At 71.2% G+C, this 24,193-nt stretch carries 23 protein-coding genes; 13 read left to right on the forward strand and 10 right to left on the reverse strand.

Features of this window, described 5'->3' with window-relative positions; genetic code table 11:
* Positions 1-22: 22 nt before the first annotated feature.
* Genes OG959_RS14810 through OG959_RS14845 form a run of 8 tightly spaced genes read right to left on the reverse strand, consistent with a single transcriptional unit; the run spans position 23 to position 6,933 of the window.
* Positions 23-2,023, reverse strand: a complete 2,001-nt coding sequence (locus OG959_RS14810) for an NADH-quinone oxidoreductase subunit 5 family protein (RefSeq protein WP_326658610.1) — start codon at positions 2,021-2,023, stop codon at positions 23-25.
* Entirely contained in the window at positions 2,020-2,439 is a 420-nt protein-coding gene (gene nuoK, locus OG959_RS14815; protein WP_219567782.1) for an NADH-quinone oxidoreductase subunit NuoK, read from the reverse strand. Before nuoK ends, OG959_RS14810 begins: the two co-directional genes overlap by 4 nt.
* Positions 2,439-3,101, reverse strand: a complete 663-nt coding sequence (locus OG959_RS14820) for an NADH-quinone oxidoreductase subunit J family protein (protein ID WP_326658611.1) — start codon at positions 3,099-3,101, stop codon at positions 2,439-2,441. The genes nuoK and OG959_RS14820 overlap by 1 nt, the downstream gene beginning before the upstream one ends.
* Positions 3,101-3,751 carry a NuoI/complex I 23 kDa subunit family protein gene (locus OG959_RS14825; protein ID WP_326658612.1) on the reverse strand — a complete coding sequence of 217 codons (651 nt, stop codon included), beginning with the start codon at positions 3,749-3,751 and terminating at the stop codon, positions 3,101-3,103. The genes OG959_RS14820 and OG959_RS14825 overlap by 1 nt, the downstream gene beginning before the upstream one ends.
* The gene (locus tag OG959_RS14830; RefSeq protein ID WP_148020193.1) at positions 3,751-4,719 is read right to left on the reverse strand and encodes a complex I subunit 1/NuoH family protein; all 969 of its coding nucleotides are present in this window, start codon (positions 4,717-4,719) and stop codon (positions 3,751-3,753) included. The genes OG959_RS14825 and OG959_RS14830 overlap by 1 nt, the downstream gene beginning before the upstream one ends.
* Complete coding sequence (locus OG959_RS14835; RefSeq protein ID WP_326658613.1) at positions 4,716-5,789, reverse strand: NADH-quinone oxidoreductase subunit C; 1,074 nt, start codon at positions 5,787-5,789, stop codon at positions 4,716-4,718. Before OG959_RS14835 ends, OG959_RS14830 begins: the two co-directional genes overlap by 4 nt.
* On the reverse strand, positions 5,786-6,523 hold the full coding sequence (locus OG959_RS14840) for an NADH-quinone oxidoreductase subunit B (protein WP_326658614.1): 738 nt from the start codon (positions 6,521-6,523) through the stop codon (positions 5,786-5,788). The genes OG959_RS14835 and OG959_RS14840 overlap by 4 nt, the downstream gene beginning before the upstream one ends.
* On the reverse strand, positions 6,514-6,933 hold the full coding sequence (locus OG959_RS14845; RefSeq protein ID WP_442805740.1) for an NADH-quinone oxidoreductase subunit A: 420 nt from the start codon (positions 6,931-6,933) through the stop codon (positions 6,514-6,516). Before OG959_RS14845 ends, OG959_RS14840 begins: the two co-directional genes overlap by 10 nt.
* 217 nt (positions 6,934-7,150) lie before the next feature.
* Here OG959_RS14845 and OG959_RS14850 point away from each other — a divergent pair, with 217 nt between their 5' ends.
* The 6 genes from OG959_RS14850 to OG959_RS14875 all read left to right on the forward strand — a co-directional run bounded on the left by OG959_RS14850 (position 7,151) and on the right by OG959_RS14875 (position 15,240).
* Entirely contained in the window at positions 7,151-8,353 is a 1,203-nt protein-coding gene (locus tag OG959_RS14850) for a sensor histidine kinase (RefSeq protein ID WP_326658615.1), read from the forward strand.
* Between the two features lie 196 nt (positions 8,354-8,549).
* Positions 8,550-9,905 (forward strand): sensor histidine kinase, encoded by a 1,356-nt coding sequence (locus OG959_RS14855; protein ID WP_326658616.1) that lies wholly within the window; start codon positions 8,550-8,552, stop codon positions 9,903-9,905.
* A gap of 260 nt (positions 9,906-10,165) precedes the next feature.
* Positions 10,166-10,825 carry a response regulator transcription factor gene (locus OG959_RS14860; RefSeq protein WP_148022109.1) on the forward strand — a complete coding sequence of 220 codons (660 nt, stop codon included), beginning with the start codon at positions 10,166-10,168 and terminating at the stop codon, positions 10,823-10,825.
* 348 nt (positions 10,826-11,173) lie between these two features.
* Positions 11,174-13,129, forward strand: coding sequence for a 2-oxoacid:acceptor oxidoreductase subunit alpha (locus tag OG959_RS14865; RefSeq protein WP_326658617.1), 1,956 nt, complete (start codon positions 11,174-11,176; stop codon positions 13,127-13,129).
* Positions 13,122-14,180: a 2-oxoacid:ferredoxin oxidoreductase subunit beta gene (locus OG959_RS14870; protein WP_326658618.1), complete on the forward strand. Its 1,059-nt coding sequence runs from the start codon at positions 13,122-13,124 to the stop codon at positions 14,178-14,180. The genes OG959_RS14865 and OG959_RS14870 overlap by 8 nt, the downstream gene beginning before the upstream one ends.
* Positions 14,181-14,283: 103 nt before the next feature.
* On the forward strand, positions 14,284-15,240 hold the full coding sequence (locus OG959_RS14875) for an IS481 family transposase (protein WP_326658619.1): 957 nt from the start codon (positions 14,284-14,286) through the stop codon (positions 15,238-15,240).
* A gap of 265 nt (positions 15,241-15,505) precedes the next feature.
* Here the strand turns inward: OG959_RS14875 and OG959_RS14880 are convergent, their stop codons facing one another.
* A complete protein-coding gene (locus OG959_RS14880) occupies positions 15,506-15,904 on the reverse strand; it encodes a winged helix-turn-helix transcriptional regulator (RefSeq protein ID WP_326658620.1) in 399 nt (132 codons plus the stop codon).
* A gap of 110 nt (positions 15,905-16,014) precedes the next feature.
* On the opposite strand from OG959_RS14880, the gene OG959_RS14885 reads away from it, so the two are divergent.
* The 6 genes from OG959_RS14885 (at position 16,015) to OG959_RS14910 (ending at position 22,338) form a co-directional block, all read left to right on the forward strand.
* Complete coding sequence (locus tag OG959_RS14885; protein ID WP_326658621.1) at positions 16,015-16,875, forward strand: SDR family oxidoreductase; 861 nt, start codon at positions 16,015-16,017, stop codon at positions 16,873-16,875.
* Between the two features lie 140 nt (positions 16,876-17,015).
* Positions 17,016-18,047 (forward strand): EamA family transporter RarD, encoded by a 1,032-nt coding sequence (gene rarD, locus OG959_RS14890; RefSeq protein WP_326658622.1) that lies wholly within the window; start codon positions 17,016-17,018, stop codon positions 18,045-18,047.
* A gap of 62 nt (positions 18,048-18,109) precedes the next feature.
* Positions 18,110-19,660 carry an FAD-dependent monooxygenase gene (locus tag OG959_RS14895; RefSeq protein ID WP_326658623.1) on the forward strand — a complete coding sequence of 517 codons (1,551 nt, stop codon included), beginning with the start codon at positions 18,110-18,112 and terminating at the stop codon, positions 19,658-19,660.
* A gap of 56 nt (positions 19,661-19,716) precedes the next feature.
* A complete protein-coding gene (locus OG959_RS14900) occupies positions 19,717-21,216 on the forward strand; it encodes a hypothetical protein (protein WP_326658624.1) in 1,500 nt (499 codons plus the stop codon).
* Complete coding sequence (locus OG959_RS14905; protein ID WP_326658625.1) at positions 21,213-21,899, forward strand: class F sortase; 687 nt, start codon at positions 21,213-21,215, stop codon at positions 21,897-21,899. Before OG959_RS14900 ends, OG959_RS14905 begins: the two co-directional genes overlap by 4 nt.
* Positions 21,880-22,338, forward strand: coding sequence for a VOC family protein (locus tag OG959_RS14910; RefSeq protein WP_326658626.1), 459 nt, complete (start codon positions 21,880-21,882; stop codon positions 22,336-22,338). Before OG959_RS14905 ends, OG959_RS14910 begins: the two co-directional genes overlap by 20 nt.
* 16 nt (positions 22,339-22,354) lie before the next feature.
* Here OG959_RS14910 and OG959_RS14915 read toward each other — a convergent pair whose 3' ends face one another.
* Complete coding sequence (locus OG959_RS14915; RefSeq protein ID WP_326658627.1) at positions 22,355-23,239, reverse strand: helix-turn-helix transcriptional regulator; 885 nt, start codon at positions 23,237-23,239, stop codon at positions 22,355-22,357.
* Between the two features lie 138 nt (positions 23,240-23,377).
* Here OG959_RS14915 and OG959_RS14920 point away from each other — a divergent pair, with 138 nt between their 5' ends.
* Entirely contained in the window at positions 23,378-24,157 is a 780-nt protein-coding gene (locus tag OG959_RS14920) for an NAD(P)H-dependent oxidoreductase (RefSeq protein WP_326658628.1), read from the forward strand.
* Positions 24,158-24,193 lie beyond the last annotated feature (36 nt).

A 24,193-nucleotide genomic window follows, 5' to 3' on the forward strand; every position in this document is an offset into this window, starting at 1 on the left:
ATGCGCTGATATCGATCACGGCTCACGACCCGGCGTTGACGTTGGCGAAGACGACGGCGGCGACCGCCAGGACCAGCGAACCGGCGAGCAGTGCGCTGAGGTAGGTCTGCACGTTGCCGGTCTGCGCGCGGCGGACAGCGGTGCCGAGCCAGCGTGCGCCGGTGGCGGAGCCGCGTACGTAGGTCTCGACGACCTCGCGGTCCAGGAAGCGGACGAGGCTCGCCGCGGCCTGGACGGGGCGGACGAACAGGGCCGCGTACAGGGCGTCCAGGTGGAAGCCGGTGGCGGCGTGGCGGTGGAGGGGGCCGAGCAGCAGGCGGCCGGGGTCGGCCGGGTCGGGGGCGTCACCGGCGGTGCCGTAGGCGGCGGTGTGGCTCTCCAGGGCCTCGATCTCCACGAGGGCCGGTTCCGCGTCCGGGTGGGCGACGACCGAACCCATGGGGGTGCGGGCGGCGAGGGCCGTGGTGTGGCGCCAGGCTCCGTAGGTGACGAGTCCGCCGACGAGTCCGACGCCGGTCGACAGCACGGCGGTCGTCAGCGACGGGGTGAGGCTGTGGCCGTCGAACCAGTCGGTGATCACGCCCACGGTGAGTCCGAAGGCCATGGTGGGGACGGCCAGTACCCACAGGACCGAGGTCATGGCGACGGGCTGCCTGCCGTGGTCGGGGGCTTCGGCACCGCGGCCGCGGAAGGCGAGGAGCCAGAGGCGGGTGGCGTACGCGGCGGTGAGCACGGCGGCCAGGAGGCCGGCGACGAGGACGGTCCAGCCCGCTGCGGCCGGGGCGACGTGCCGGTCGCCGAGGGCGGTGTGCTCGGCGGCGACGAGGACGGCTTCCTTGGAGAAGAAGCCGGCGAACGGCGGGATGGCGGCCAGCGCGAGGAGGGCGACCGTCATCGTCCAGTAGGCGTCGGGGACGCGCTTGGTCAGGCCTCCCATACGGGACATGGCGGCCAGCGAGTTGGTGCCGGCGGCGTGGATGACGACGCCCGCGGCGAGGAAGAGGACCGCTTTGAACGCACCGTGCGAGATGAGGTGGAAGACGGCGGCGCCGCGGTCCCCGACGGCCAGGGCCCCGGACATGTATCCGAGCTGTCCGATGGTCGAGTACGCGAGGACGCGCTTGATGTCGTCCTGCGCGAGGGCGGCGAGTCCGGAGCCGATCATCGTGACGGCGGCCATGACCGCGAGGACGACGAGGGCTGCGCCGGATTCGGCGAAGACGGGGAGGAGCCGGGCCACGAAGTAGATGCCGGCGGCGACCATCGTCGCCGCGTGGATGAGCGCGGAGACGGGCGTGGGGCCGGCCATCGCGTCGGGCAGCCAGGTGTGCAGCGGGAACTGCGCGGACTTGCCCGCCACACCGGCGAGGAGGAGCAGGGCGATCAGCGTGGGGTGGTCGAGACCGCCGTGGGCGACGGAGCCGAGGATGCCGGTGATGCGGAACGTGCCGGTGTCGGCGGCGAGGGCGAACAGACCGATGAGGAAGGGGACGTCGCCGAGTTTGGTGACCAGGAAGGCCTTGAGGGAGGCGGCACGGGCCTCGGGCGTCTCCCAGTAGTGGCCGACCAGGAAGTACGAGCAGATGCCCATGATCTCCCAGCCGACCAGGAGCACCATCAGGTCGCCGGAGTAGACGACGAGCAGCATCGCGGAGGTGAAGAGGGAGACCAGGGCCGCGTACGAGGGATAGCGGGGGTCGTCGCGCAGGTAGGCGGTCGAGTAGATCTGCACGCAGCTCGCGACGAGGCCGACCAGGACGGCGACGAGAACGGCGAAGCCGTCGAGGTGCAGCGCGAGGTCGATCGGGACCGAGCCGGTGGGGGTGAGCTGGGTCGCGGCGTCGATGGCCGGCCCGCCGCCCTGGCGTGCGGCGACGACGGCCGCGATGACGAGGGAGGCGAGGGAGGGCAGGACGGCGAGCGGCCGGACGAAGCCCGGTGCGCTGCGGCCGAGGAGGAGGCCGGCCGCCGCGCCCAGGAACGGGAGAAGGGGGACGAGCACGGCGAGGGTCGTGGTGGTCACGCGGTGGCCTCAGCCTTCTTTGCCTTCCCTGCCGGAGCAGTGGCCTGGTCTTCGGGGGCTTCGGCGTCGCTCTCGTCGTCCGGGTCGTCCGGGAGTTCTTCGGCTTCGTCGGTCTCGGCGGTGTCGCGGAGGCGGTCGATGTCCGAACTGGCCCGGTTGCGGTAGACGGCGAGGACGATCGCCAGGCCGATGCCGATCTCCGCCGCCGCGATGGCGATGGTGAACAGGGTGAGGGCCTGGCCGGAGTGCAGGGCGTCGCGGAGCCAGACGTCGAAGGCGACGAGGTTGAGGTTGACGGCGTTGAGCATCAGCTCGACGGACATCAGGACGAGGATCGCGTTGCGCCGGGCGAGGACTCCGTACAGCCCGGTGCAGAAGAGGAGGGCGGCGAGCACGGCGGGATAGGCGAGGTGCATCAGCGCTTGTCCTCTCGGGGTGCGTTCGCCCGGGGCGCGGTGGCTCCGGGTGCGTTTGCTCCGGGTGCGTTTGCTCCGGGTGCGGTCTCCCGGCCCTTGCGGGACAGGACGATCGCGCCGACGAGGGCGGCGAGCAGGAGGACGGAGAGCGCTTCGAAGGGCAGCACCCAGTGCCGGAAGAGGAAGGAGCCGGTCGCCTCGGTGGAGCCCTGGGCCGGTCCGTCCAGTTCGATCCAGGTGGTGCGGAAGGCGTCGACGACGACCCAGACGAGGGTGCCGGCCGCGGCGACGGCCACCGCGAGGGCGGCCCATCGGTTCTCCGAATCGGCGTCCGGGGAGCGTCCGATGGGGGCCCTGGTGAGCATCAGGCCGAAGAGAAGGAGGACGACCACGGATCCGACGTAGATCAGTACCTGCACCCAGGCGATGAACTCCGCGGTGAGCAGGAGGTACTCGACCGCGAGACCGCCGAGCGCCACGATCAGCCAGAGGGCGGCGTGCACCAGCTGTCTGGTCGTGACGGTGACGAGGGCTGCGCCGAGGGTGGCGAGGCCGACGAGGACGAAGGCGATCTCGACCCCGGTCGGGGAGAGGAAGCCGGGGTGGCTCGCGGCTGCGGCGAGGGCGGGGTCGAGGGTGGAGGCGACTCCGGTGGCGATCATCACTCCTGTCCCTCCTGGGTGCCTTCGCCGTCTGGCGCTTCCGGTCCTTCCGCTTCCTGTCCTGCTGCCTTCCGGGCTGCCGCCGCCCGCTCTGCCGCTTCCTGCTCTGCCGCCGCTTCCTGTTCGCGCTGCGTGCGGAGTTTGTCCGCCGTCTTGCGGGCGGCGGCGATCTCCTTCGGTTCCTCGGCGGCCGGATCGAGGGCCGGCGGCTCGGGAACCGTCCACATCCAGTCGCGCAGCTTGTCGCGCTCATGGGTGAGTTCGAGGATGTCCGTCTCCGCGTACTCGAACTCCGGTGACCAGAACAGCGCGTCGAACGGGCACACCTCGATGCAGATACCGCAGTACATGCAGAGCGAGAAGTCGATCGCGAAGCGGTCCAGCACGTTGCGGCTGCGCTCGCGGCCGCCGGGGACCGCCGCGGGCACGGTCTCCTTGTGGGAGTCGATGTAGATGCACCAGTCCGGGCACTCGCGCGCGCAGAGCATGCAGACGGTGCAGTTCTCCTCGAACAGCGCGATGACGCCGCGGGAGCGGGGCGGGAGGTCGGGCTGCACGTCCGGGTACTGCGCGGTGACGGTCTTCTTCGTCATCGTCCGCAGGGTGACGGCGAGGCCCTTGGCCAGACCTGAGCCGGGGATCGGAGGCACTAGTTGATCGCCACCTTCACGATGCCGGTGAGCGCGATCTGCGCGAGGGCGAGCGGGATGAGTGTGGTCCAGGCGAGCTTCTGGAGCTGGTCCTCGCGCAGCCGCGGATAGCTCACGCGCAGCCAGATGACGACGAAGGCGAGGATCCCGACCTTCAGCAGCGTCCAGACCCAGCCGAGTCCGTCGGCGCCCAGCGGGCCGTGCCAGCCGCCGAGGAAGAGGACGGTGGTGAGCCCGCACAGCACGACGATGCCCGCGTACTCGGCGAGCAGGAAGAGCGCGAAGCGGAGGCCGGTGTACTCGGTGTACGCGCCGAAGATGATCTCGGAGTCGGCGACGGGCATGTCGAACGGGGGGCGCTGGAGTTCGGCGAGTCCGGCCACGAAGAAGACCAGGGCACCGACGATCTGCCAGGGCAGCCACCACCACTCGAAGGCATCGAGGATGCCGGGGAGCGAGACGGTACCGGCCGCCATCGCCACGGAGGCGGCGGCGAGCAGCATCGGCAGCTCGTACGCGAGCAGTTGCGCGGCGGTACGGAGGCCGCCGAGCAGGGAGAACTTGTTGGCGGACGCCCAGCCCGCCATGAGGGAGCCGAGCACGCCGACGCCCATCACGGCGAGCACGAAGAAGATGCCCGCGTCGACGACCTGGCCGACCGCGCCCTCACCGGGGCCGATCGGGATCGCGACGAGGACGAGGAGGTACGGAAGCAGCGCGACGGCCGGCGCGAGCTGGAAGACCCTGCGGTCGGCCTCGGCCGGGACGATGTCTTCCTTCTGCGCGAACTTCACGCCGTCCGCGACGAGCTGGGCCCAGCCGTGGAAGCCGCCTGCGTACATGGGGCCGAGGCGGCCCTGCATGTGGGCCATCACCTTGTGCTCGGCCTGACCCACGACGAGGGGGACGACCATGAACACGGCGAAGACGATGACCAGGCGGAGGGCGACGTCCAGTACGTCGTTCACTCGGGGTCGCCTCCGGCGGGGGTGTTGGGGGGCCCTTGGTCCTCGGGGGCCTTGAGGGGCTGCTCGGTGGGGGGTTCGGGGGCCGGTTGGGAATCACCGGGTTCGCCGGACCCGCGGGCGTCACCCGGCTCGCCGGACCCGCGGGCGTCACCGGATCCGCCCGACGGCTCGTCGAACGCCGGGCGGGCGTCGTGCCACGGTGCGGCCGGGGTCGCAGCCGGAGGTGCGGCCGGGGGTGCGGCCGGGGGTGCGGCCGGGGGTGCGGCCGGGGGTGCGGCCGGGGCCGACGCCGCGTCCTGGGGTGCTGTCCCGGGGGGCGTCGGTGGCTGCTGGCCGGCCGAGCCCTGGGATGCGCTGCGGTTACGGCGCGGGGGCGCCGGATCCGTGGCCGGGGCGGCAGGTGTGGCGTCGCTCGCGCTGCGGGTGCGGCGGGGCGGGCGGTCGCCTGTGGCGCGGGCCGAGCGGGCGGGGGCCGGTGGGAGCTGGCCCTTCAGGGGGCCCCACTCGTTCGGGTCGGGAACGCCGGGCGGCAGCATCGTGCGGCGCTTCGGGCCGCCGTGCTCCGACTCGCCCGGCTCCTTGGCTCCCGGCCACGCCTTCGCGACCCGGGCCGCCAGGACGAAGTCCTTGCGCAGGGGGTGGCCCTCGAAGCCCTCGGGCAGCAGCAGGGGGACCAGGTGCGGGTGGCCGTCGAAGCCGATCCCGAACATCTCGTGGGTCTCGCGCTCGTGCCAGTCGGCGCCGGCGTACACGCCGATCGCGGTGGGCAGCACGGCCGCCTCGTGCGGAACCGTCGTACGGACCAGCAGCCGGCGGACGCCGCCGCCCGCGTCCGGCAGCGCGGCGACATGGGCGCAGACCCGGAAGCCGGTGCCCGGTTCGTCCACCGCGCTCAGCCAGTCGAAGTAGGTGCAGCCGAGCCGGTCGCGCGCCGTTTCGAGGGCGGCGGTCCAGGACGCGGGCGGCACGTCGACGGTCAGCAGTTCGTACGCCTGCTCCGCCGTGGCGTCCTCGCCGAAGATCTCGGTGACGGCGTCCGGGAGCCGGCCGTAGCTTTCGGCGGCGGTCACTTCCCCTCCTCCTCCGACGGGTCCGACGGGTCCGACGGGTCCGACGGGTCCGACGAGGCGGATGGGACGGACGGGTCGGATGGAGCAGACGCATCCGCCGAGTTCGGCGTGCCCGGTGTCGGCGGTGCGGCCACCAGGCCGCTGCGGAGCGCGGCGGTCGAGGGGCGGCTGCCGGCGCCGGTCGCGTAGCGCTCACCGAGCGACTCGCGCGCGATCTTCTCCTGGAGCTTGAGAATGCCCTGGAGCAGGGCCTCCGGCCGGGGCGGGCAGCCGGGTACGTAGACGTCGACCGGAATGATCTGGTCGACGCCCTTCGTCACGGAGTACGAGTCCCAGTACGGGCCGCCGCAGTTGGAACAGGCGCCGAAGGAGATGACGTACTTGGGCTCGGGCATCTGCTCGTACAGCCGCTTCACCGCGGGCGCCATCTTGTCCGTCACCGTGCCCGAGACGATCATGAGGTCGGCCTGGCGGGGCCCCGGGGCGAAGGGGATCACGCCGAGCCGGATGAAGTCGTGGCGGGCCATGGAGGCGGCGATGAACTCGATGGCACAGCAGGCGAGTCCGAAGTTGAAGACCCAGAGGCTGTAGCGGCGGCCCCAGTTGAGAACCACCTTCATCGGCTCGGGCGCCAGCCGGGAGAGCACCCCCAGGCGCTTCGGTTCCGGGAGGAACGTGGGTGCGGGGGCGAGTTCGGCACCCGACTCGGAGGACGACGGGCTCGTCACGTCCATTCGAGGACGCCCTTCTTCCATGCGTAGAGCAGTCCCACGGCCAGGAAACCGAGGAAGATGAACATTTCCACCAGCGTCGTCGCGCCGTATCCGGGCGCGGCGAAGACGGTTGCCCAGGGGAACAGGAAGATCGAGTCGACGGCGAAGATCACGTACAGGAAGGCGTAGACGTAGTAGCGGACCTGGGTGTGCGCCCAGCCCTCCCCCACGGGGTCCACGCCGCATTCGTACGTGAGGAGCTTCTCCGGCGTCGGCACCACGGGACGCAGCAGCCGGCCGGCTCCGAAGGCGACGGCGACGAACAGCACGCCGATCACCGCGAGCAGTCCGATCACCGAGTAGCTGTGGAAGTAGTCCGACGCGAGAACGGCCGATCCCGACGGACTCGTCACGTCCGGCAGAGCTGTCACGTCCGTCACGTCCGGCAGGCCCGTCACGTCCGGCAGTTCCGCCACGTCCGTCACGTCCGCCCCCTCAGAACCTGTTCGCCGATCTGTACGCACGGGAGTCTAGGCCCTGTAAAGGAACGGTAAGCAGTTGCGTCGGGCAACTGGTAGGGATATCCCTACTTCGCCCCCACCCACGAGCCCCATGGCGTCCGGGGGCCGGGCCCGGCAGGCTGGTCGTATGACCATGAGCCCCCAGGTGCCCGACCACGACGGGCCGCCTCCCGTCCGCTTCGCCTTCGACCGGTGGACGTGGAAGGAGATCGCGCATCTCCTCGCCAATCTCCCGATGGCGATCGCCGGATTCGTCTACACCGTGCTGATGGTCTCCATCGGTGTGGGGCTGGCGGTCACGGTGATCGGTCTGCCGTTGCTGGCGCTGGGGCTCCAGGGCGCCCGGCTGCTGGGGCGGGCCGAGCGGGGCCGGGCGCGGGGGCTGCTCGGTGTACGGATCGAGGAGCCGAGCCCGATGGCCCGGGTCCGCCGGGAGGAGGGGTTCTTCGCCTGGCTGTGGTCGAGCCTGAAGGATCCGGTCGGCTGGCGCTCGGTGCTGTACTCGTTCATACGGCTGCCGTGGGGCGTGGTCACCTTCGCGGTGACGCTCGTGGGTCTCTTCGTCCTGTGGCCGGTACTCCCCTATATCGCTCGGTTCCTGACCAACGCCGACCGCGGGATGGTGCGCGGGCTGCTCTCCCCCTCCGACGAGCTGGAACGCCGGATCGCCGAGCTGGAGTCGGACCGCGGTGTGGTCGTGGACACGGCCGCCGCCGACCTCCGCCGCATCGAACGCGACCTCCACGACGGGGCCCAGGCCCGCCTCGTCGCCCTCGCCATGGGGCTCGGGCTGGCGAAGGAGAAGCTGACGGACGATCCCGAGGCCGCCGCCAAGATGGTCGACGAGGCCCACGGCGAGGTGAAGGTCGCCCTCCAGGAACTCCGCGACCTGGCCCGCGGCATCCACCCCGCCGTTCTCACCGACCGCGGCCTCGACGCCGCGCTCTCCGCCATCGCCTCCCGCTGCACCGTCCCCGTCACGGTGGGGGTGGATCTGCCGGGACGCCCGGCCCAGGCCATCGAGGGCATCGCCTACTTCACCGTGTCCGAGCTGCTGCAGAACGTCAGCAAGCACAGCGGGGCGCGTGCGGCGTCCGTCGACGTGTGGCGTACGGCGGACCGGCTGCTGATCCAGGTCACCGACGACGGACGGGGCGGAGCCTCGATGGACGGCGGTACGGGGATGTCGGGACTCGCCGAGCGGCTGGACGCGGTCGACGGGCTGTTCGTCCTCGACTCCCCGGCCGGCGGACCGACGACCGTCACCGCCGAACTGCCCTGGCGCGATCGCGAGAGCGAGAAGAGCGCGGCCGGGACCCGTACCGCCTGACCCCTGCCGGGGACGGGCGACAGCCCGCGGGCCGGGGTGGGGAAAACCCCCGGTCGAAGAGGGAGACCGCCCTCATGGTGCGCAGGCGTACGGGCCAGCACTCTTCTCAGTAGACACACACGGCACGCAGTCGCAGCCCCCCGCCAGACGCAAGAGCAGTACACCCAGCGGACACAGAAGAAACGGACGGAACCCCATGGCCACGGCATACGGACCGGACACACGGGACCCCCAGCGGTCGGGTGGCGGTACGGAGAGCCGCCTCGCGGTGAAGCACTTCCTGCCGGCTGCTCTGCGGGCCCCGGTCGAGGCCAGGACCTGGCGTGAGTTCGTCTATCTCATGCTGAGCTTCCCGATCAGCACCGTGCTGTTCTGCTTCGCGGTCACCATGACCTCCCTGAGCGCCGGGCTGCTCATCACGTTCCTGGGAATCCCGCTCCTGGCCGTCGGCCTGGCCGCGTGCCGCGGCCTCGGCACGCTGGAGCGGGCCCGCGCCCGCGCCCTGCTCAAGCTGGACGTGGCCGAGCCCGCCCCGGTGCGGGGCCGGACCGGCGGTCCGATGTCCTGGGTCGGGGCGGTCCTGAAGAGCGGGGTTTCCTGGCGGCACCTGCTCTACACGCTGCTGCACTTCCCGTGGGCGGTGTTCGCCTTCTGCGTCTCGCTGAGTCTGTGGACGTGGGGCTGGGCTGCCCTGACGTACCCGGTGTACGCCTGGGTCTTCCCCGCCTACGCGGGCATCGACGGGGTGCAGCTGTACGGCGACGGCACGCACAACGTCTACCTCGACTCGCCGTTCGAACTCGCGCTGACCAGTGCCGTCGGGCTGGTGGTCGTCATGGGCACGGCGTGGGTCATCCGCGGTCTGGCCGCGGTGGACCGGCTGATGGTGTCCGGACTGCTGGGCCCGTCGCGGCTGGCGACGCGGGTCACGGAGCTGGAGTCGGACCGCGGTGTGGTCGTGGACACGGCCGCCGCCGACCTCCGCCGCATCGAACGCGACCTCCACGACGGGGCCCAGGCCCGCCTCGTCGCCCTCGCCATGGACCTGGGACTGGCGAAGGAGAAGCTGACGGACGACCCGGAGGCCGCCGCCAAGATGGTCGACGAGGCCCACGGCGAGGTGAAGGTCGCCCTCCAGGAACTCCGCGACCTGGCCCGCGGCATCCACCCCGCCGTCCTCACCGACCGCGGCCTCGACGCCGCGCTCTCCGCCATCGCCTCCCGCTGCACCGTCCCCGTGACCGTCGAGGTCGACCTGGCGTCCCGGCCCGCGCAGGCCATAGAAGGCATCGCCTACTTCACCGTGTCCGAGCTGCTGCAGAACGTCAGCAAGCACGCCCGCGCCACCCGCGCCTCCGTCGACGTGTGGCGGTCGGCCGACCGCCTGATGCTCCAGGTCACCGACAACGGGCGCGGCGGCGCCGACCTGACGTCGGGCAGCGGCCTGGCCGGTCTGACCGAGCGGCTGGACGCGGTGGACGGGATCCTCGTCGTCGAGTCCCCGGCGGGCGGCCCGACGAAGGTCACGGCCGAACTGCCCTGGCGCGGCTGAGCCGCCGGCTCCCTGCCGTACCCGGTCGCCGGGCGGACCCGTACACGGGCCGCCCGGCGACCGGCCGTTTCCCACCGCCCGGGACCGGCCCTCGCCCGGCCCCGATCCCGGCCCGCCACGACGCAACTCCGCGAAGGCTCGCGGCGTCACTGCCGGTACTGGGATGCTGGACGGCGTACGGGCAGGACAGCGGACCAGCGGGCCTGTGAACAAGCGGACAACCGAACAGTGGGGGATTCAGCGTCGTGGTGGAGGACAGGGTGCGTGTAGTCATCGCCGAGGATTCGGTACTGCTCCGGGAAGGACTCACCCGGCTGCTGACCGATCTCGGGCATGACGTCGTGGCGGGCGTCGGTGACGCGGAGGCGCTGATCAAGACGGTGGGCGACCTCGCCGGGCAGGACGCGCTGCCCGATGTGGTGGTCGCCGACGTGCGGATGCCGCCGACGCACACCGACGAGGGCGTGCGGGCCGCGGTGCGGCTGCGCAAGGAGTATCCGGGGATCGGTGTGCTGGTCCTGTCGCAGTACGTCGAGGAGCAGTACGCCACCGAGTTGCTGGCCGGGTCCAGCCGGGGTGTGGGCTATCTGCTGAAGGACCGGGTCGCCGAGGTCCGCGAGTTCGTCGACGCGGTGGTCCGGGTGGCTCAGGGCGGCACGGCGCTGGACCCGGAGGTGGTGGCGCAGCTGCTGGGCCGGAGCCGTAAGCAGGACGTGCTGGCCGGGCTGACGCCGCGTGAGCGCGAGGTGCTCGGTCTGATGGCGGAGGGGCGGACGAACTCGGCGGTGGCCAGGCAGCTCGTGGTGAGCGACGGCGCGGTGGAGAAGCACGTCAGCAACATCTTCCTGAAGCTGGGGCTGTCCCCCAGCGACGGTGACCACCGGCGCGTCCTGGCCGTGCTGACCTATCTGAACTCCTGACCCCGGCTGAACTCCTGACCCCTGTCCGAACTCCCGAACCCTGCCCGAACTCCTGAACTCCTGATGCCGCACCGCGATATCTGACATCCTGTCAGATATCTTTGGAGGCACTCCTCGCACCGCTCCGACCAGGCAACCTGCGACTCGCTCCACGCTGACTCCACCAAAGGTCCGACGAGGAACCGCGCGGCTGATGAATCATGACGGAACAGCACCGAAAAGCGTCTCAAAACGCCGTCCACCATGTGATCGGCCAAAGGAAGGCGACCCTTACAGACGTAGGGTGGGGCTGGGGACCGCCGGCGGGCCGGATGGTTCCGAGCCGCCGCGCCGAGGGAGGTCCAGTAAGTGACCAGCCAGGTCAGTAGCCCAGCCGAACAGGCCGATGAGGCCAATGAGGCACTCGTAGGGGGACAGCGCGCCCCCCAGTCCGCAACAGCAGGCGCCGGCGGGAAAGAGATCCGCCGCCTGGACCGGGTGATCATCCGCTTCGCGGGTGACTCCGGAGACGGCATGCAGCTCACGGGTGACCGGTTCACCTCGGAGACCGCTTCCTTCGGGAACGACCTCTCCACGCTGCCGAACTTCCCCGCCGAGATCCGTGCCCCCGCAGGAACCCTGCCGGGTGTGTCCTCGTTCCAGCTCCACTTCGCCGACCACGACATCCTCACCCCGGGCGACGCCCCGAACGTACTGGTCGCGATGAACCCGGCCGCACTCAAGGCCAACATCACCGATGTTCCGCGTGGTGCTGACATCATCGTCAACACCGACGAGTTCACCAAGCGGCCGATGGCGAAGGTGGGTTACGAGACCAGTCCGCTGGAGGACGGCTCGCTGGAGGCGTACCACGTCCATCCGGTGCCGCTGACCACGCTCACCATCGAGGCGCTGAAGGAGTTCGGGCTCTCCCGCAAGGAGGCCGAGCGCTCCAAGAACATGTTCGCGCTGGGCCTGCTGTCGTGGATGTACCACCGGCCCACCGAGAACACGGAGAAGTTCCTGCGGGCCAAGTTCGCCAAGAAGCCGCAGATCGCCGAGGCGAACGTGGCGGCGTTCCGGGCCGGGTGGAACTTCGGGGAGACCACGGAGGACTTCGCGGTCAGCTACGAGGTGGCCCCCGCGTCCCACGCCTTCCCCACCGGCACGTACCGCAACATCTCGGGGAACCTCGCACTGTCCTACGGTCTGATCGCCGCGGGCCGGCAGGCGGACCTGCCGCTGTACCTGGGCTCGTACCCGATCACCCCGGCCTCGGACATCCTGCACGAACTGTCCCGGCACAAGAACTTCGGCGTACGCACCTTCCAGGCCGAGGACGAGATCGCCGGCATCGGCGCCGCGCTCGGCGCGGCCTTCGGCGGCAGCCTCGCGGTCACGACCACCTCCGGCCCGGGCGTGGCTCTCAAGTCCGAGACGATCGGCCTGGCCGTGTCCCTCGAACTCCCCCTGCTCATCATCGACATCCAGCGCGGCGGCCCGTCCACCGGCCTGCCCACCAAGACGGAGCAGGCCGACCTCCTCCAGGCGATGTACGGGCGCAACGGCGAGGCCCCGGTGCCGATCGTGGCCCCGAAGACCCCGGCGGACTGCTTCGACGCGGCACTCGATGCCGCCCGGATCGCCCTGACCTACCGCACCCCGGTCTTCCTGCTCTCCGACGGCTACCTGGCCAACGGCTCCGAGCCGTGGCGCATCCCGGAGGTCGACGAACTCCCCGACCTGCGCGTCCAGTTCACCCAGGGCCCGAACCACGAGCTGGCCGACGGCACCGAGGTGTTCTGGCCCTACAAGCGCGACCCGCAGACCCTGGCCCGCCCCTGGGCCGTCCCGGGCACGCCCGGCCTCGAACACCGCATCGGCGGCATCGAGAAGCAGGACGGCACCGGGAACATCTCGTACGACCCCGCCAACCACGACTTCATGGTCCGCACCCGCCAGGCCAAGGTGGACGGCATCGAGGTCCCGGACCTGGAGGTCGACGACCCGGCGGAGGCCAAGACGCTGGTGCTCGGCTGGGGATCGACCTACGGCCCCATCACCGCCGCCGTCCGCCGGCTGCGCGCCGCCGGACAGCCGATCGCGCAGGCCCATCTGCGCCACCTCAATCCGTTCCCGCGGAATCTCGGCGAGGTGCTGAAGCGTTACGACAAGGTGGTCGTCCCCGAGATGAACCTCGGGCAGCTGGCCATGCTCATCCGGGCCAAGTACCTGGTGGACGCGCACAGTTACAACCAGGTCAACGGCATGCCGTTCAAGGCCGAGCAGCTTGCGACGGCCCTTCAGGAGGCCATCGATGCCTGAGACCAACGAACTGCTCCAGCTGGTGCCGAAGGCCGAGGCCAAGCAGTCCATGAAGGACTTCAAGTCCGACCAGGAAGTGCGCTGGTGCCCCGGCTGCGGTGACTACGCGGTCCTCGCCGCCGTGCAGGGCTTCATGCCCGAGCTCGGGCTGGCGAAGGAGAACATCGTCTTCGTCTCCGGCATCGGCTGTTCCTCCCGTTTCCCGTACTACATGAACACGTACGGGATGCACTCGATCCACGGCCGCGCCCCGGCGATCGCCACCGGACTCGCCTCCTCCCGGCGGGACCTGAGCGTCTGGGTGGTCACGGGCGACGGCGACGCGCTGTCCATCGGCGGCAACCACCTCATCCACGCCCTGCGCCGCAATGTGAACCTGAAGATCCTGCTGTTCAACAACCGGATCTACGGGCTCACCAAGGGCCAGTACTCCCCCACCTCCGAGGTCGGCAAGATCACCAAGTCGACGCCGATGGGTTCGCTCGACGCCCCCTTCAACCCGGTGTCCCTGGCCATCGGCGCGGAGGCCTCGTTCGTCGCCCGTACCGTCGACTCCGACCGCAAGCACCTCACGAGCGTGCTGCGCGCGGCGGCCGACCACCCCGGTACGGCGCTGGTGGAGATCTACCAGAACTGCAACATCTTCAACGATGGCGCGTTCGAGGTCATGAAGGACAAGGACCAGGCCCAGGAGGCGGTGATCCGGCTGGAGCACGGCCGGCCGATCCTCTTCGGCACGGACGACTCCAAGGGCGTCGTACGGGACTCTCTGACGGGTGACCTGCACGTGGTCGCCGTCACCGAGGAGAACCGTTCGCAGATCCTCGTCCACGACGCGCACGCTCCCAGCCCGACCACGGCGTTCGCGCTGTCGCGGTTGGCCGATCCGGACACCCTGCACCACACCCCGATCGGAGTGCTGCGCGACGTCGAACGGCCGGTCTACGACACCCTCATGGCCGACCAGCTCGACACGGCCGTCGAACAGCAGGGCAAGGGTGATCTCGGCGCCCTGCTCGCGGGCAACGACAACTGGACGGTCGCGGGCTAGGTGTATTGATCACGAGCGTTGTTGACACTCGGCAGGTCTTGAACATGACGAAGACCTCCGGTGTGGTGGGAGCTGTCTAGGAACTCACCGCACGGAGGTCTTCGTGTCCCACCGTAATGCTCGGCTGACAGTTTTCGGTAGGCGCCTGTTGGTCGAACGGGTCCGGTCGGGCCGCCCGGTCGCCCACGTCGCAGCCGAGATGGGCATATCCCGGGCCACCGCCCACAAGTGGATGCGGCGGTGGCGGGCCGAAGGCGAGGCCGGCCTGCACGACCGCTCCAGCCGGCCGCGTACGACGCCGCACCGGACCCCGGCCGGCACCGAGGCAAAGGTCTGCGACCTGCGGCGGTCCCGCAAACTGGGACCGGCAAGGATCGGCCCGGTCCTGGGCCTGCCCGCCTCAACGGTGCACCGGATCCTGACCCGCCACGGGCTGAACCGGCTCGCGTGGATCGACCGGCCGACCGGCACCGTGATCCGCCGCTACGAACGTGAACGGCCCGGCGAGCTGATCCACGTCGACGTGAAGAAACTCGGCCGGATCCCCGACGGCGGCGGCCACAGGACATTGGGCCGCCAGGCCGGCCGGGCCACCCGCAGCCAGATGGGATTCGACTACGTCCACTCCGCCGTCGACGACCACTCCCGCCTCGCCTACAGCGAGATCCACCCCGATGAGAGGGTCGCGACCTGCGCGGGCTTCCTGACCCGTGCGGCCGCCTTCTTCCACGCCCACGGCATCACCCGCATCGAACGGGTCCTGACCGACAACGCATGGGCCTACCGCAAGGGCCTGGCCTGGAAGACAGCCCTGGCCGACCTCGGCGCGACCGGCAAGCTCACCCGCCCCTACCGGCCCCAGACCAACGGCAAGGTCGAACGCTTCAACCGCACACTGCTCGACGAATGGGCCTACATCCGGCCCTACACCTCGAACACCGAACGGACCGAGGCCCTGGCAGACTTCCTCCACACCTACAACCACCACCGCTGCCACACCGCAATCGACGGACACCCGCCCATCAGCCGTGTCAACAACGCTGCGGGTCAATACAGCTAGGGCCTTTCGTTTGGATCAGGCCGGATCAGGGAGCGGGGTCCGGTTCGTGCAGCTGCAAGGCGGAGGAGGAAGCCACTGCGGAGCATTGGCGACCGACGACAACGCGGCAGATGTGCGTGCCGGGGCCCGCGAGCCCCGGCACGATCCAAACGAGAGGCTCTAGACGTACTGCCCCGCGGGGCGACCCCGAAGCGCCTGCTCCTCCCGTGGTCACAGGGGGGGGAAGCAGGCGCTTCGTCTTTCGCGTCCCCGCCTTCTCACGCTCCTACGCCGCCGGTTCGCGCGCCTTCTTGCGCGCGTCGTACGCCGTGCGCGCCGCGTCCACCGCGTCCAGACTCCGTTCCGACCAGCGCGCCAGGGCCCACACCTGCTCGGCGGCCTCCCGGCCCAGGTCCGTGAGGGCGTAGTCCACCCGCGGCGGGATCACCGGCTTGGCGTCCCGGTCGACGAAGCCGTCGCGCTCCAGGGTCTGGAGGGTCTGCGCCAGCATCTTCTCGCTGACACCGCCGACCTCGCGGCGCAGCTCGCTGAAGCGGTACGAGCGCTCCAGCAGGGCGGCGAGGACCAGGACGCCCCAGCGACTGGTGACGTGTTCGAGGACCAGCCGGGAGGGGCACATCGGCTCCCGCACATCGGGCCGGCGCTCCAGGTTGCTTACGCTCATGCCAGTACCTTACTTCAAAGTGGGTACTTTCGTTTGGTTAGTGCACTCCCTAAGGTGAGTACCAGAACACACGAACAGGAACATGAGCACCTGAAGAGGAGAAACCCCCCATGAGCATCGTCGTCACCGGAGCCACCGGAGAGCTCGGCCGACTCGTCGTCGAGCAGTTGCTGACCACCGTCCCCGCGAGCGGCATCGCCGCCGTCGTCCGCGACAAGGAGAAGGCCGCCGGCCTCGCCGCCCGCGGCGTGGAGCTCCGGATCGCCGACTACAACCGCCCCGAGACGCTGGCCGGCGCCTTCCGGGCCGGGGACCGGGTGCTGCTCATCTCCGGCAGCGAGGTCGGCAGCCGCGTCGCCCAGCACACCGCGGTCATCGAGGCGGCGAAGGCGGCGGGCGTGGCGCAGCTCGCGTACACCGGCGTCCTCGGCGGCCCGGACGCGGACATCCGGCTGGCCGACGAGCACAAGGTGACCGAGCAGCTGATCCTCGACTCCGGCCTGCCGTACACGTTCCTGCGCAACGGCTGGTACACGGAGAACTACACCGCGAACCTGGCCCCGGTCCTGGCCCACGGCGCCGTCGTGGCCAACGCGGGCGAAGGCAGGATCGCCTCCGCCACCCGCGCCGACTACGCGGCCGCGGCCGCGGCCGTCCTGACCGGTGAGGACCACCTCGGAAAGGCCTACGAGCTGAGCGGGGACGTCGCCTGGTCGCTCGCGGAGTACGCCGCCGAGATCGCCAAGGCCTCCGGCCAGGAGATCGTCTACAAGAACGTCCCGGCCGCCGTCCACCAGGAGATCCTGGTCGGCGCCGGTGTGCCCGAGGTCTTCGCGGCGATCCTCACCGACGTGGACGAGGGCATCCGGCGCGGGCTGCTGGCCGGCACCAGTGGCGACCTGGCCCGGCTGATCGGCCGCCCGACGACGCCGCTCGCGGAGACCGTCACCGCTGCGGTCGCGGCCCAGTAGGCACGCGGCCCCACCGCACACCACGGGGCCTGTGCCCGGTGTCATGACCGTCTGGCGATACGGCAATGACACCGGGCCGCGTCGGCGCTACCTTCGTCAGGTTGACGAAGCCGTCGACGGACACCTGCCAGGAGGGGCCCGTGAAGGGAAAGAACGAACAGCGGGCCGGGCTCCTGTCCGGTGTGGCGGCCTACGGGCTATGGGGGATCGTCCCGCTCTTCTGGCCGCTGCTGAAGCCGTCCGGCGCGGTCGAGATCCTCGCCCACCGCATGGTCTGGTCCCTCGGCGTCGTCGGCATCGCCCTGCTCGCCCTGCGCCGCTGGGCCTGGATCGGCGAACTGCTCCGGCAGCCGAGGAAGCTGGGGCTGATCACCGTCGCCGCGGCCGTGATCACCGTCAACTGGGGCCTGTACATCTGGTCCGTCAACAACGGGCACGTCGTCGAGGCCTCCCTCGGCTACTTCATCAATCCACTGGTGACCATCGCCATGGGCGTCCTGCTCCTCGGCGAACGGCTGCGCCCCGCGCAGTGGGTGGCGGTCGGCACGGGCGTCGCGGCGGTGCTCGTGCTGGCGATCGGCTACGGGCAGCCGCCGTGGATCTCACTGGTCCTGGCCTTCTCGTTCGCGACGTACGGCCTGGTGAAGAAGAAGGTCAACATGGGCGGCCTGGAGTCGCTCACCGCCGAGACCGCGGTGCTGTTCGTGCCCGCGCTCGGCTATCTGGTGTGGCTGGGCACGCAGGGCGAGTCGACCTTCGCCTCCGAGGGCGCCGGCCACACGGCGCTGCTCGCCGCCACCGGTCTCGTGACCGCCGTTCCGCTGATCCTGTTCGGGGCGGCCGCGATTCGCGTACCGCTGTCCACGCTGGGCCTGCTGCAGTACCTGGCACCGGTCTTCCAGTTCGTCCTCGGAATCCTGTACTTCCACGAGGCGATGCCCCCGGAGCGGTGGGCGGGCTTCGGTCTGGTCTGGCTGGCTCTCACCCTGCTGACCTGGGATGCGCTGCGGACGTCCCGGCGTACGCGGGCACAGGCGCAGGCCGCACGGCTGGCCGCGGCCAAGCAGGCCGCCACGGCGGCACCGGATTCCCCGGAGACACGGGAGACACCGGCAGAACCAGAGGCACCGGAGGCACCCGAGGCTTCTACCTCCCCCCAACCCATTACCTAGTTGCTTTTTTAACTCGGTTGCGTTTCCCTTGATGTCAACGGACACGCACCCGAGGAGTACGCATGCCCACCTCCACGACCACCGTCCTGATCGTCGGCTCCGGGCCGACCGGACTGACCCTGGCCATCGATCTCGCCCGGCGGGCCGTCGACGTGACGATCATCGACAAGGCCGCACAGTTCCCGCGCAGCTCCCGTGCCAAGGGCCCCAACTCGCGCTCGCTGGAGGTCCTGGAGGACCTCGGCGTCGTCGAGGAGGTCCTGGCCGCCGGGGCCGCGCCACTGCCGATGCGCAAGTACCGGGGCGGGGTGGCGATCTCCGACGCCGCGCCCTTCGCGGACGTGCGCCCGACACCGGACTCCCCGTACGCCCTGCCCCGGACGGTCGCCCAGTGGCGGCTGGAGGAGGTCCTGCGGGACCGGCTCGCGACGTACGGCGTACGGGTCGGGCTCGGCGCCGAACTGGTGGGACTGGCCCAGGGCGACACCTCCGCGACGGCCACCCTGGCCGACGGCCGCGAGATCGAGGCCCGGTACGTCGTCGGCTGCGACGGCGGCCACAGCGCGGTGCGCAAACTGCTCGGCATCTCCTTCGAGGGGAAGACGGACGAGACGCAGATGATGGTCTGCGGCGATGTCGAGGCCGAGGGGCCGGACCGCGGAGTCTGGCACCAGTGGTTCGACGAGGACGGCGCCGTGATGCTCTGCCCGATCCCCGGCACCCGGTCGGGCTGGTGGTTCCAGGCCAGTCCGGAGACCGACGCCTCCGGCACTCCCGTACCCCCGTCACTGGACAGCTTCCAGCGGCTGTTCGCCAAGCACACGGGGCTGCCGGGCACCCTGCTGTCACAGGCCACGCTGCTCTCCACCTACCGGGTCAACGAGCGCATGGCGGACCGCTACCGGGCGGGCCGGGTGCTCCTGGCCGGCGACGCCGCGCACGTGCACTCGATCGCGGGCGGGCTGGGCATGAACACCGGCATCCAGGACGCGTACAACCTCGGCTGGAAGCTTGCCCGGGTCGCCTCCGGCCAGGCGGACCCGGCCCTGCTCGACACGTACGAGGAGGAGCGGCTGCCCGTCGCGGCCGACGTCCTGGATCTCAGCGCGGAGCGGCTGCGGGCCACGCTGGAAGCGATCAAGAAGCCGGGCGGCGGGCTCGACTCGGCGAACACCGCGCTGCCCCACGGCCCGGGGTCCGCCTACCCCTGGAGCTCACTGGCCCGCCTCGGCGCCACGTCTCGGCTGCGCGCGGGCGACCGCGCCCCGGACGCGCCCTGCCGCGACCTGGCGACCGGAAACCCCCTCCGGCTGTTCGAGGCCTTCACCGGACCGCACTTCACCCTGCTCGGCTTCGGCGCGGGCACGGCACCCGAGCTGCGGGAGGCGTCGGTGGCGTACGAGGACGCGCTGCGGGCGTACGGAGTGGACGCGGACGGCGCGGGCGGACTGGCCGATGACGGCGGCCATGCCCGCTCGGCATACGGCATCGCGCCGGGCGAGGACATCCTGGTCCTGATCCGCCCGGACAACCACGTCGGACTGATCGTCCCGGCCGGAGAGCTGCGGGCGGTCGGGGAGTACCTCAACGCTGCGGCATTGGAGCGAGCCTGAGCGCGTCACGGTGGGTAATACATCCCTGACGCACAGTTTATATTTTCCTCACACTTATGACCCGACCCCTGCGCACCTCCGGGACGTCACGCACGCTCCTGCGCACCGCGACCACCACCGCCGCCCTGTCCGCCCTCACACTCCTCGCCTGCGGGATCGCCCCCACCGCGGGCGCGGAGGACACGGTGCAGACCGTCAACCCGTCGGGCCTCGGCCCGGCGGGCCCCTGGTTCCGGCTCCAGGAAACGACGCCCGACCGGGAACCCGGCATCCAGGAAGTCTCCCCGAAGCCCGACCCGGTCCATCTGAACGGCAGCCTGCGCCTGGCCATCGGCGCGGGCGAACAGGCCCAGGCCGCCCACTACTTCAACTCGACGTGGACCCCCGAGCCGATGCAGCCGCTGCTGGACGCGGGCATCTCGTACTGGGCATACACGGCGACCGAGGGCTCCAGCGCCACCAACATCGGCGCCAACCTCCAGCTCCCGGCCTCCTGCGGCGGATTCACCACCCTGTCGTTCGAGCCGGGCAGCAATACCGATGCCCAGGGCGAGGCACTGAAGCCGGACACCTGGCAGAAGTTCCGCTTCACCGCCGACTCGGTGATGCGGACCTCGCGTGCCGTGGCGGGCATCCCGGCGGGCGGGGGCGCCCCGCTGTCGCACTTCATCGCGGAGTGCGAGGGAGCGTACGGAGTGATCGCCAACATCGGCCGGCTCGGCGACCCGAACGGCACACTCAACACCTACGTCGACAACATCACCGCCGACGGCACCGCCTGGGACTTCGCCGTCACCGGCAGGGCGACGGCCGCGCTCACCGTGCCCGAGGAGATCGAGGCGGGGGACGGTCCCCGCCCGGCCGACGCCTCCTACACCGACCCGGAGGACGGCCCGCAGTACCCGGGCATCGGCACCCGTCTCACCCTCAAGGGACCGGCCGGCCTCCGGGCGGACCAGCTCACCGTCATGTCCGAGGGCTCCGAAGTCCCCCTGACCCAGGGGACGGACGGGACGCTCACCGGCGCACTGCGGACCAACCTCCGGGCGGGCGGCACGCTGGAGCCCGGCGGGAAGGCGGGCGCCGCCTTCACGCTCGCCGCCGCCGAGGGCGCGCCCACGGGCCCGCTCGACGTGACGACCGAACTGACCGTCACCATCGCCGGAGTCGACGGCCCGCAGCGCACCGGCGTCAGCGCCACGGACCGCACTCTGATCACCGCCCAGGACGTGGAGCCCAGCCCGTCGCCCAGCCCCACCCGCACCCACCACCCCAAGCCGAAGCCGTCCGGCGGCCACGGCGACGGCCACTGGGGCGGCGGCCACGGGAACGGAAACGGGAACGGTGGCAACGGGAGCGGTGGCAACGGCGGAGGCCACGGGAACGGCCCCATGCCCAACGGCCCGGTCGACGCGGGTGACGGCTCCACCGCCCTGACCGGCAGCGGCTCCACCGGCCTCTCCGGTACGGCCCTGGCGGCCGGCGCGGCCGGACTGCTGGCAGCGGCGGGCGCCGCCCTCGGCGGACTCCGCACCGTCCGGCGCCGGCGCGGTTGAGCGCGCGCACCCCGCGGGAACGGCCCTCACGGCGGCCGTTCCCGCGCCTGATCGCGGCGGCCGGGCTGGTCCCGGCCGCCGCGGCGGCACTCGTCCTGCTCCTGGGTTCGCCCCTGACGGAACCCGGCGCCCCTGCCGCCCCCCGGTCGGGCGCCGCGTCCACGACGACGGCGCCCCCGTCCGCCCCCCGCCCTCTCCGCGTCGGCATCCCCGCCCTCCACGTCAGCGCGCCCTTGGTGGACCTGACCCTGGACAGCCGGGGCAAGCTCGGCGTGCCCGACCCGGCGGAGCGCAATCTCGCCGGCTGGTACCGGGACGGGGTGACCCCCGGCTCCCCCGGCACCGCGATCGTGGTCGCCCACGTCGACACCCCGACCGGCCCGGCCGCCTTCGCCGGGCTCGACACGCTGCGCCCCGGCGCGACGGTCGACGTGCGCCGGGCGGACGGGACGGTCGCGGCGTTCCGCGTCTACGCGATCGAGGAGTTCGAGAAGAGCGACTTCCCCAGCGCCCGCGTCTACGGCCCGGCGAAGGACGCCCAACTCCGCCTGCTCACCTGCGGCGGCACCTACGACCCGGCCGCGGGCGGCTACCGGTCGAACGTGGTCGCCTTCGCCCGCCTGGTGGCGATTCACCCACCGGAATCAGCCCTTCCGGGCAACAATGACCCGCATGACTCTTGAGTGGAAAGTCGTCGTCGACGCCGCGGACCCGCACGCCCAGGCCGGCTTCTGGTCCGCGGCCCTCGGCTACGAGATCGAGGACAACAGCCCCCTGGTCGAACGCCTCCTGGGCCTCGGAGCCGTACCGGAGGCGATCACGACGACCGCACACGGACGACGGGCCTGGCTCGACCTGGCGGCGGTGCGGCACCCGGACGACCCCTTCGAGCCGGAGAGCGGGACGGGGCTCGGGCGGCGGCTGCTGTTCCAGCGCGTACCGGAGCCCAAGACGGTGAAGAACCGCCTCCACCTCGACCTGCACGCCGGCCCCGAGCGCCGGGACGCGGAAGTGGCCCGGCTGGAGAAGCTGGGCGCGAAGGTGCTCCGCAAGGTGGCGGAGCAGGGCGGGACGTGGACGGTGCTGAGCGACCCGGAGGGCAACGAGTTCTGCGTGCAGTAACCAGGGCCTCCCGGTCCTATTCGCGGACCTGACGCGCGTCCACCGAGGCCCGCGCGCCACCGCCGTCCGAGCTGCCCGAGCCATCGGCGCCATCCGCGCCGAGCCTCGCGAGCAGGCGCAGCCCGTCCTCGGCGGGGCTGCCGGGGGCCGCCGACAGCACCAGCAGCTCCATGCCGGAGTCGTCCGGCAGCGCGAAGTTCTCCTGGTGCAGTTCCAGCAGTCCGACCAGCGGATGCCGGTACGCCTTGCGGCCGTGGGTCCGGGCGCGCACGTCCGCGCGGGCCCAGAGACGGCGGAAGCGCTCGCTGCCCATCGCCAGCTCGCCGATGAGCGAGGCCAGACGGGGGTCCTCGGGATATCTGCCGGCGGCCAGGCGCAGGTGCCCGACCGCGTCGAGCGTGCAGGTCTCCCAGTCCGCGTAGAGGCCTCGCTCGGTCTCCTCCAGGAAGAGATGCCGGGCGGTGTTCAGCCCCGGCATCGGCCGGCCGTACAGCAGCCCCGCGAGACGGTTCCCGGCGAGGACGTCCAGGCGGTGGTCCATGATCAGCGCGGGTGCGTCGACGACCAGGTGCAGTACCCGCAGCACCTCCGGCCGCACCCGCCCGCCCGGCGCCTTCGCTCGCCGCCGCCGCTGCCGGGCGAGGCGATGGAGGTGCTCGCGTTCGGTCTCGTCGAGGCCGAGGACGCGGGCGAGCGCGTCGAGGACCTGCTCGGAGGGCTGGGTGGCCCGGCCCTGCTCCAGGCGTACGTAGTAGTCGACGCTGACTCCGGACAGGTGGGCGACCTCTTCCCGGCGCAGCCCCTCGACCCGGCGGCGGCTATCGGTCGGGATGCCGACGTCCGCCGGGTCGACCCGGGAGCGCCGGGTCCGCAGGAAGCCCGCGAGATCGAGATCGTCCATGCCTCCAGTATCGCCGCGCCACGGCCCGCGAGGGTGGCCCTGCCAGTCCCAGGAAGTCCGGTCCGACGGAAGAGGCGCCCCTGAACGAAGGGCGTCCGGGCGTCTTCAATCGAAGGACACCCATCCGAAGGAGTTCCCATGAAGACGCTGATCGTCCATGCCCACCCGGAGCCGAAGTCGCTCAACAGCTCGCTGAAGGACCTCGCGGTGTCCACCTTGGAAGCCGCCGGGCACGAGGTGCGGGTGAGTGATCTGTACGCGATGAACTGGAAGCCGGTCGTGGACGCCTCGGACTACGGCCCCGACGCCTCCAGCCCCCTGCGGGTCGCCCGGGACTCGGGCCGGGCCTTCGACGCCGGCACGCTCACCCCGGACGTCCGCGCCGAGCAGGAGAAGCTGCTGTGGGCCGACACGATCATCTTCCAGTTCCCGCTGTGGTGGTACTCGATGCCCGCGATCCTCAAGGGCTGGGTGGACAGGGTGTTCACCTTCCACTTCGCGTACGGCGTCGGCGAGCACAACGACACCAAGTACGGGGAGCGCTTCGGCGAGGGCACGCTCGCCGGCCGCAGGGCCCTGCTGTCGGTGACGGTCGGCGGCCAGGAGTCCCACTACACCGCCCGCGGCATCAACGGCCCCATCGACGACCTGCTGTTCCCGATCCAGCACGGCATCCTCTACTACCCGGGCATCGAGGTGCTGCCCCCGTTCGTGCTCTACGGCACCGACCGGATGACCGGCGCGGACTTCCCGGACGCCGCCAAGGCCTGGGAACAGCGCCTGCTCACCCTGGAGTCGACCGAACCGATCGCGTTCCGGCGCCAGAACTTCGGCGACTACGAGATCCCGTCCCTGCACCTGAAGGACGGCCTGGAGCCGGCGGGCCGCACGGGCTTCGGCCTCCACGTACGCGGCTGACCGCCATCGCGCCCCGCCCACCCTGCGGGGTCATGC

Origin of the sequence: Streptomyces sp. NBC_00385 (assembly GCF_035917155.1) — a bacterium.
In the GTDB taxonomy this organism is placed as follows: Bacteria; Actinomycetota; Actinomycetes; order Streptomycetales; family Streptomycetaceae; genus Streptomyces; species Streptomyces poriferorum.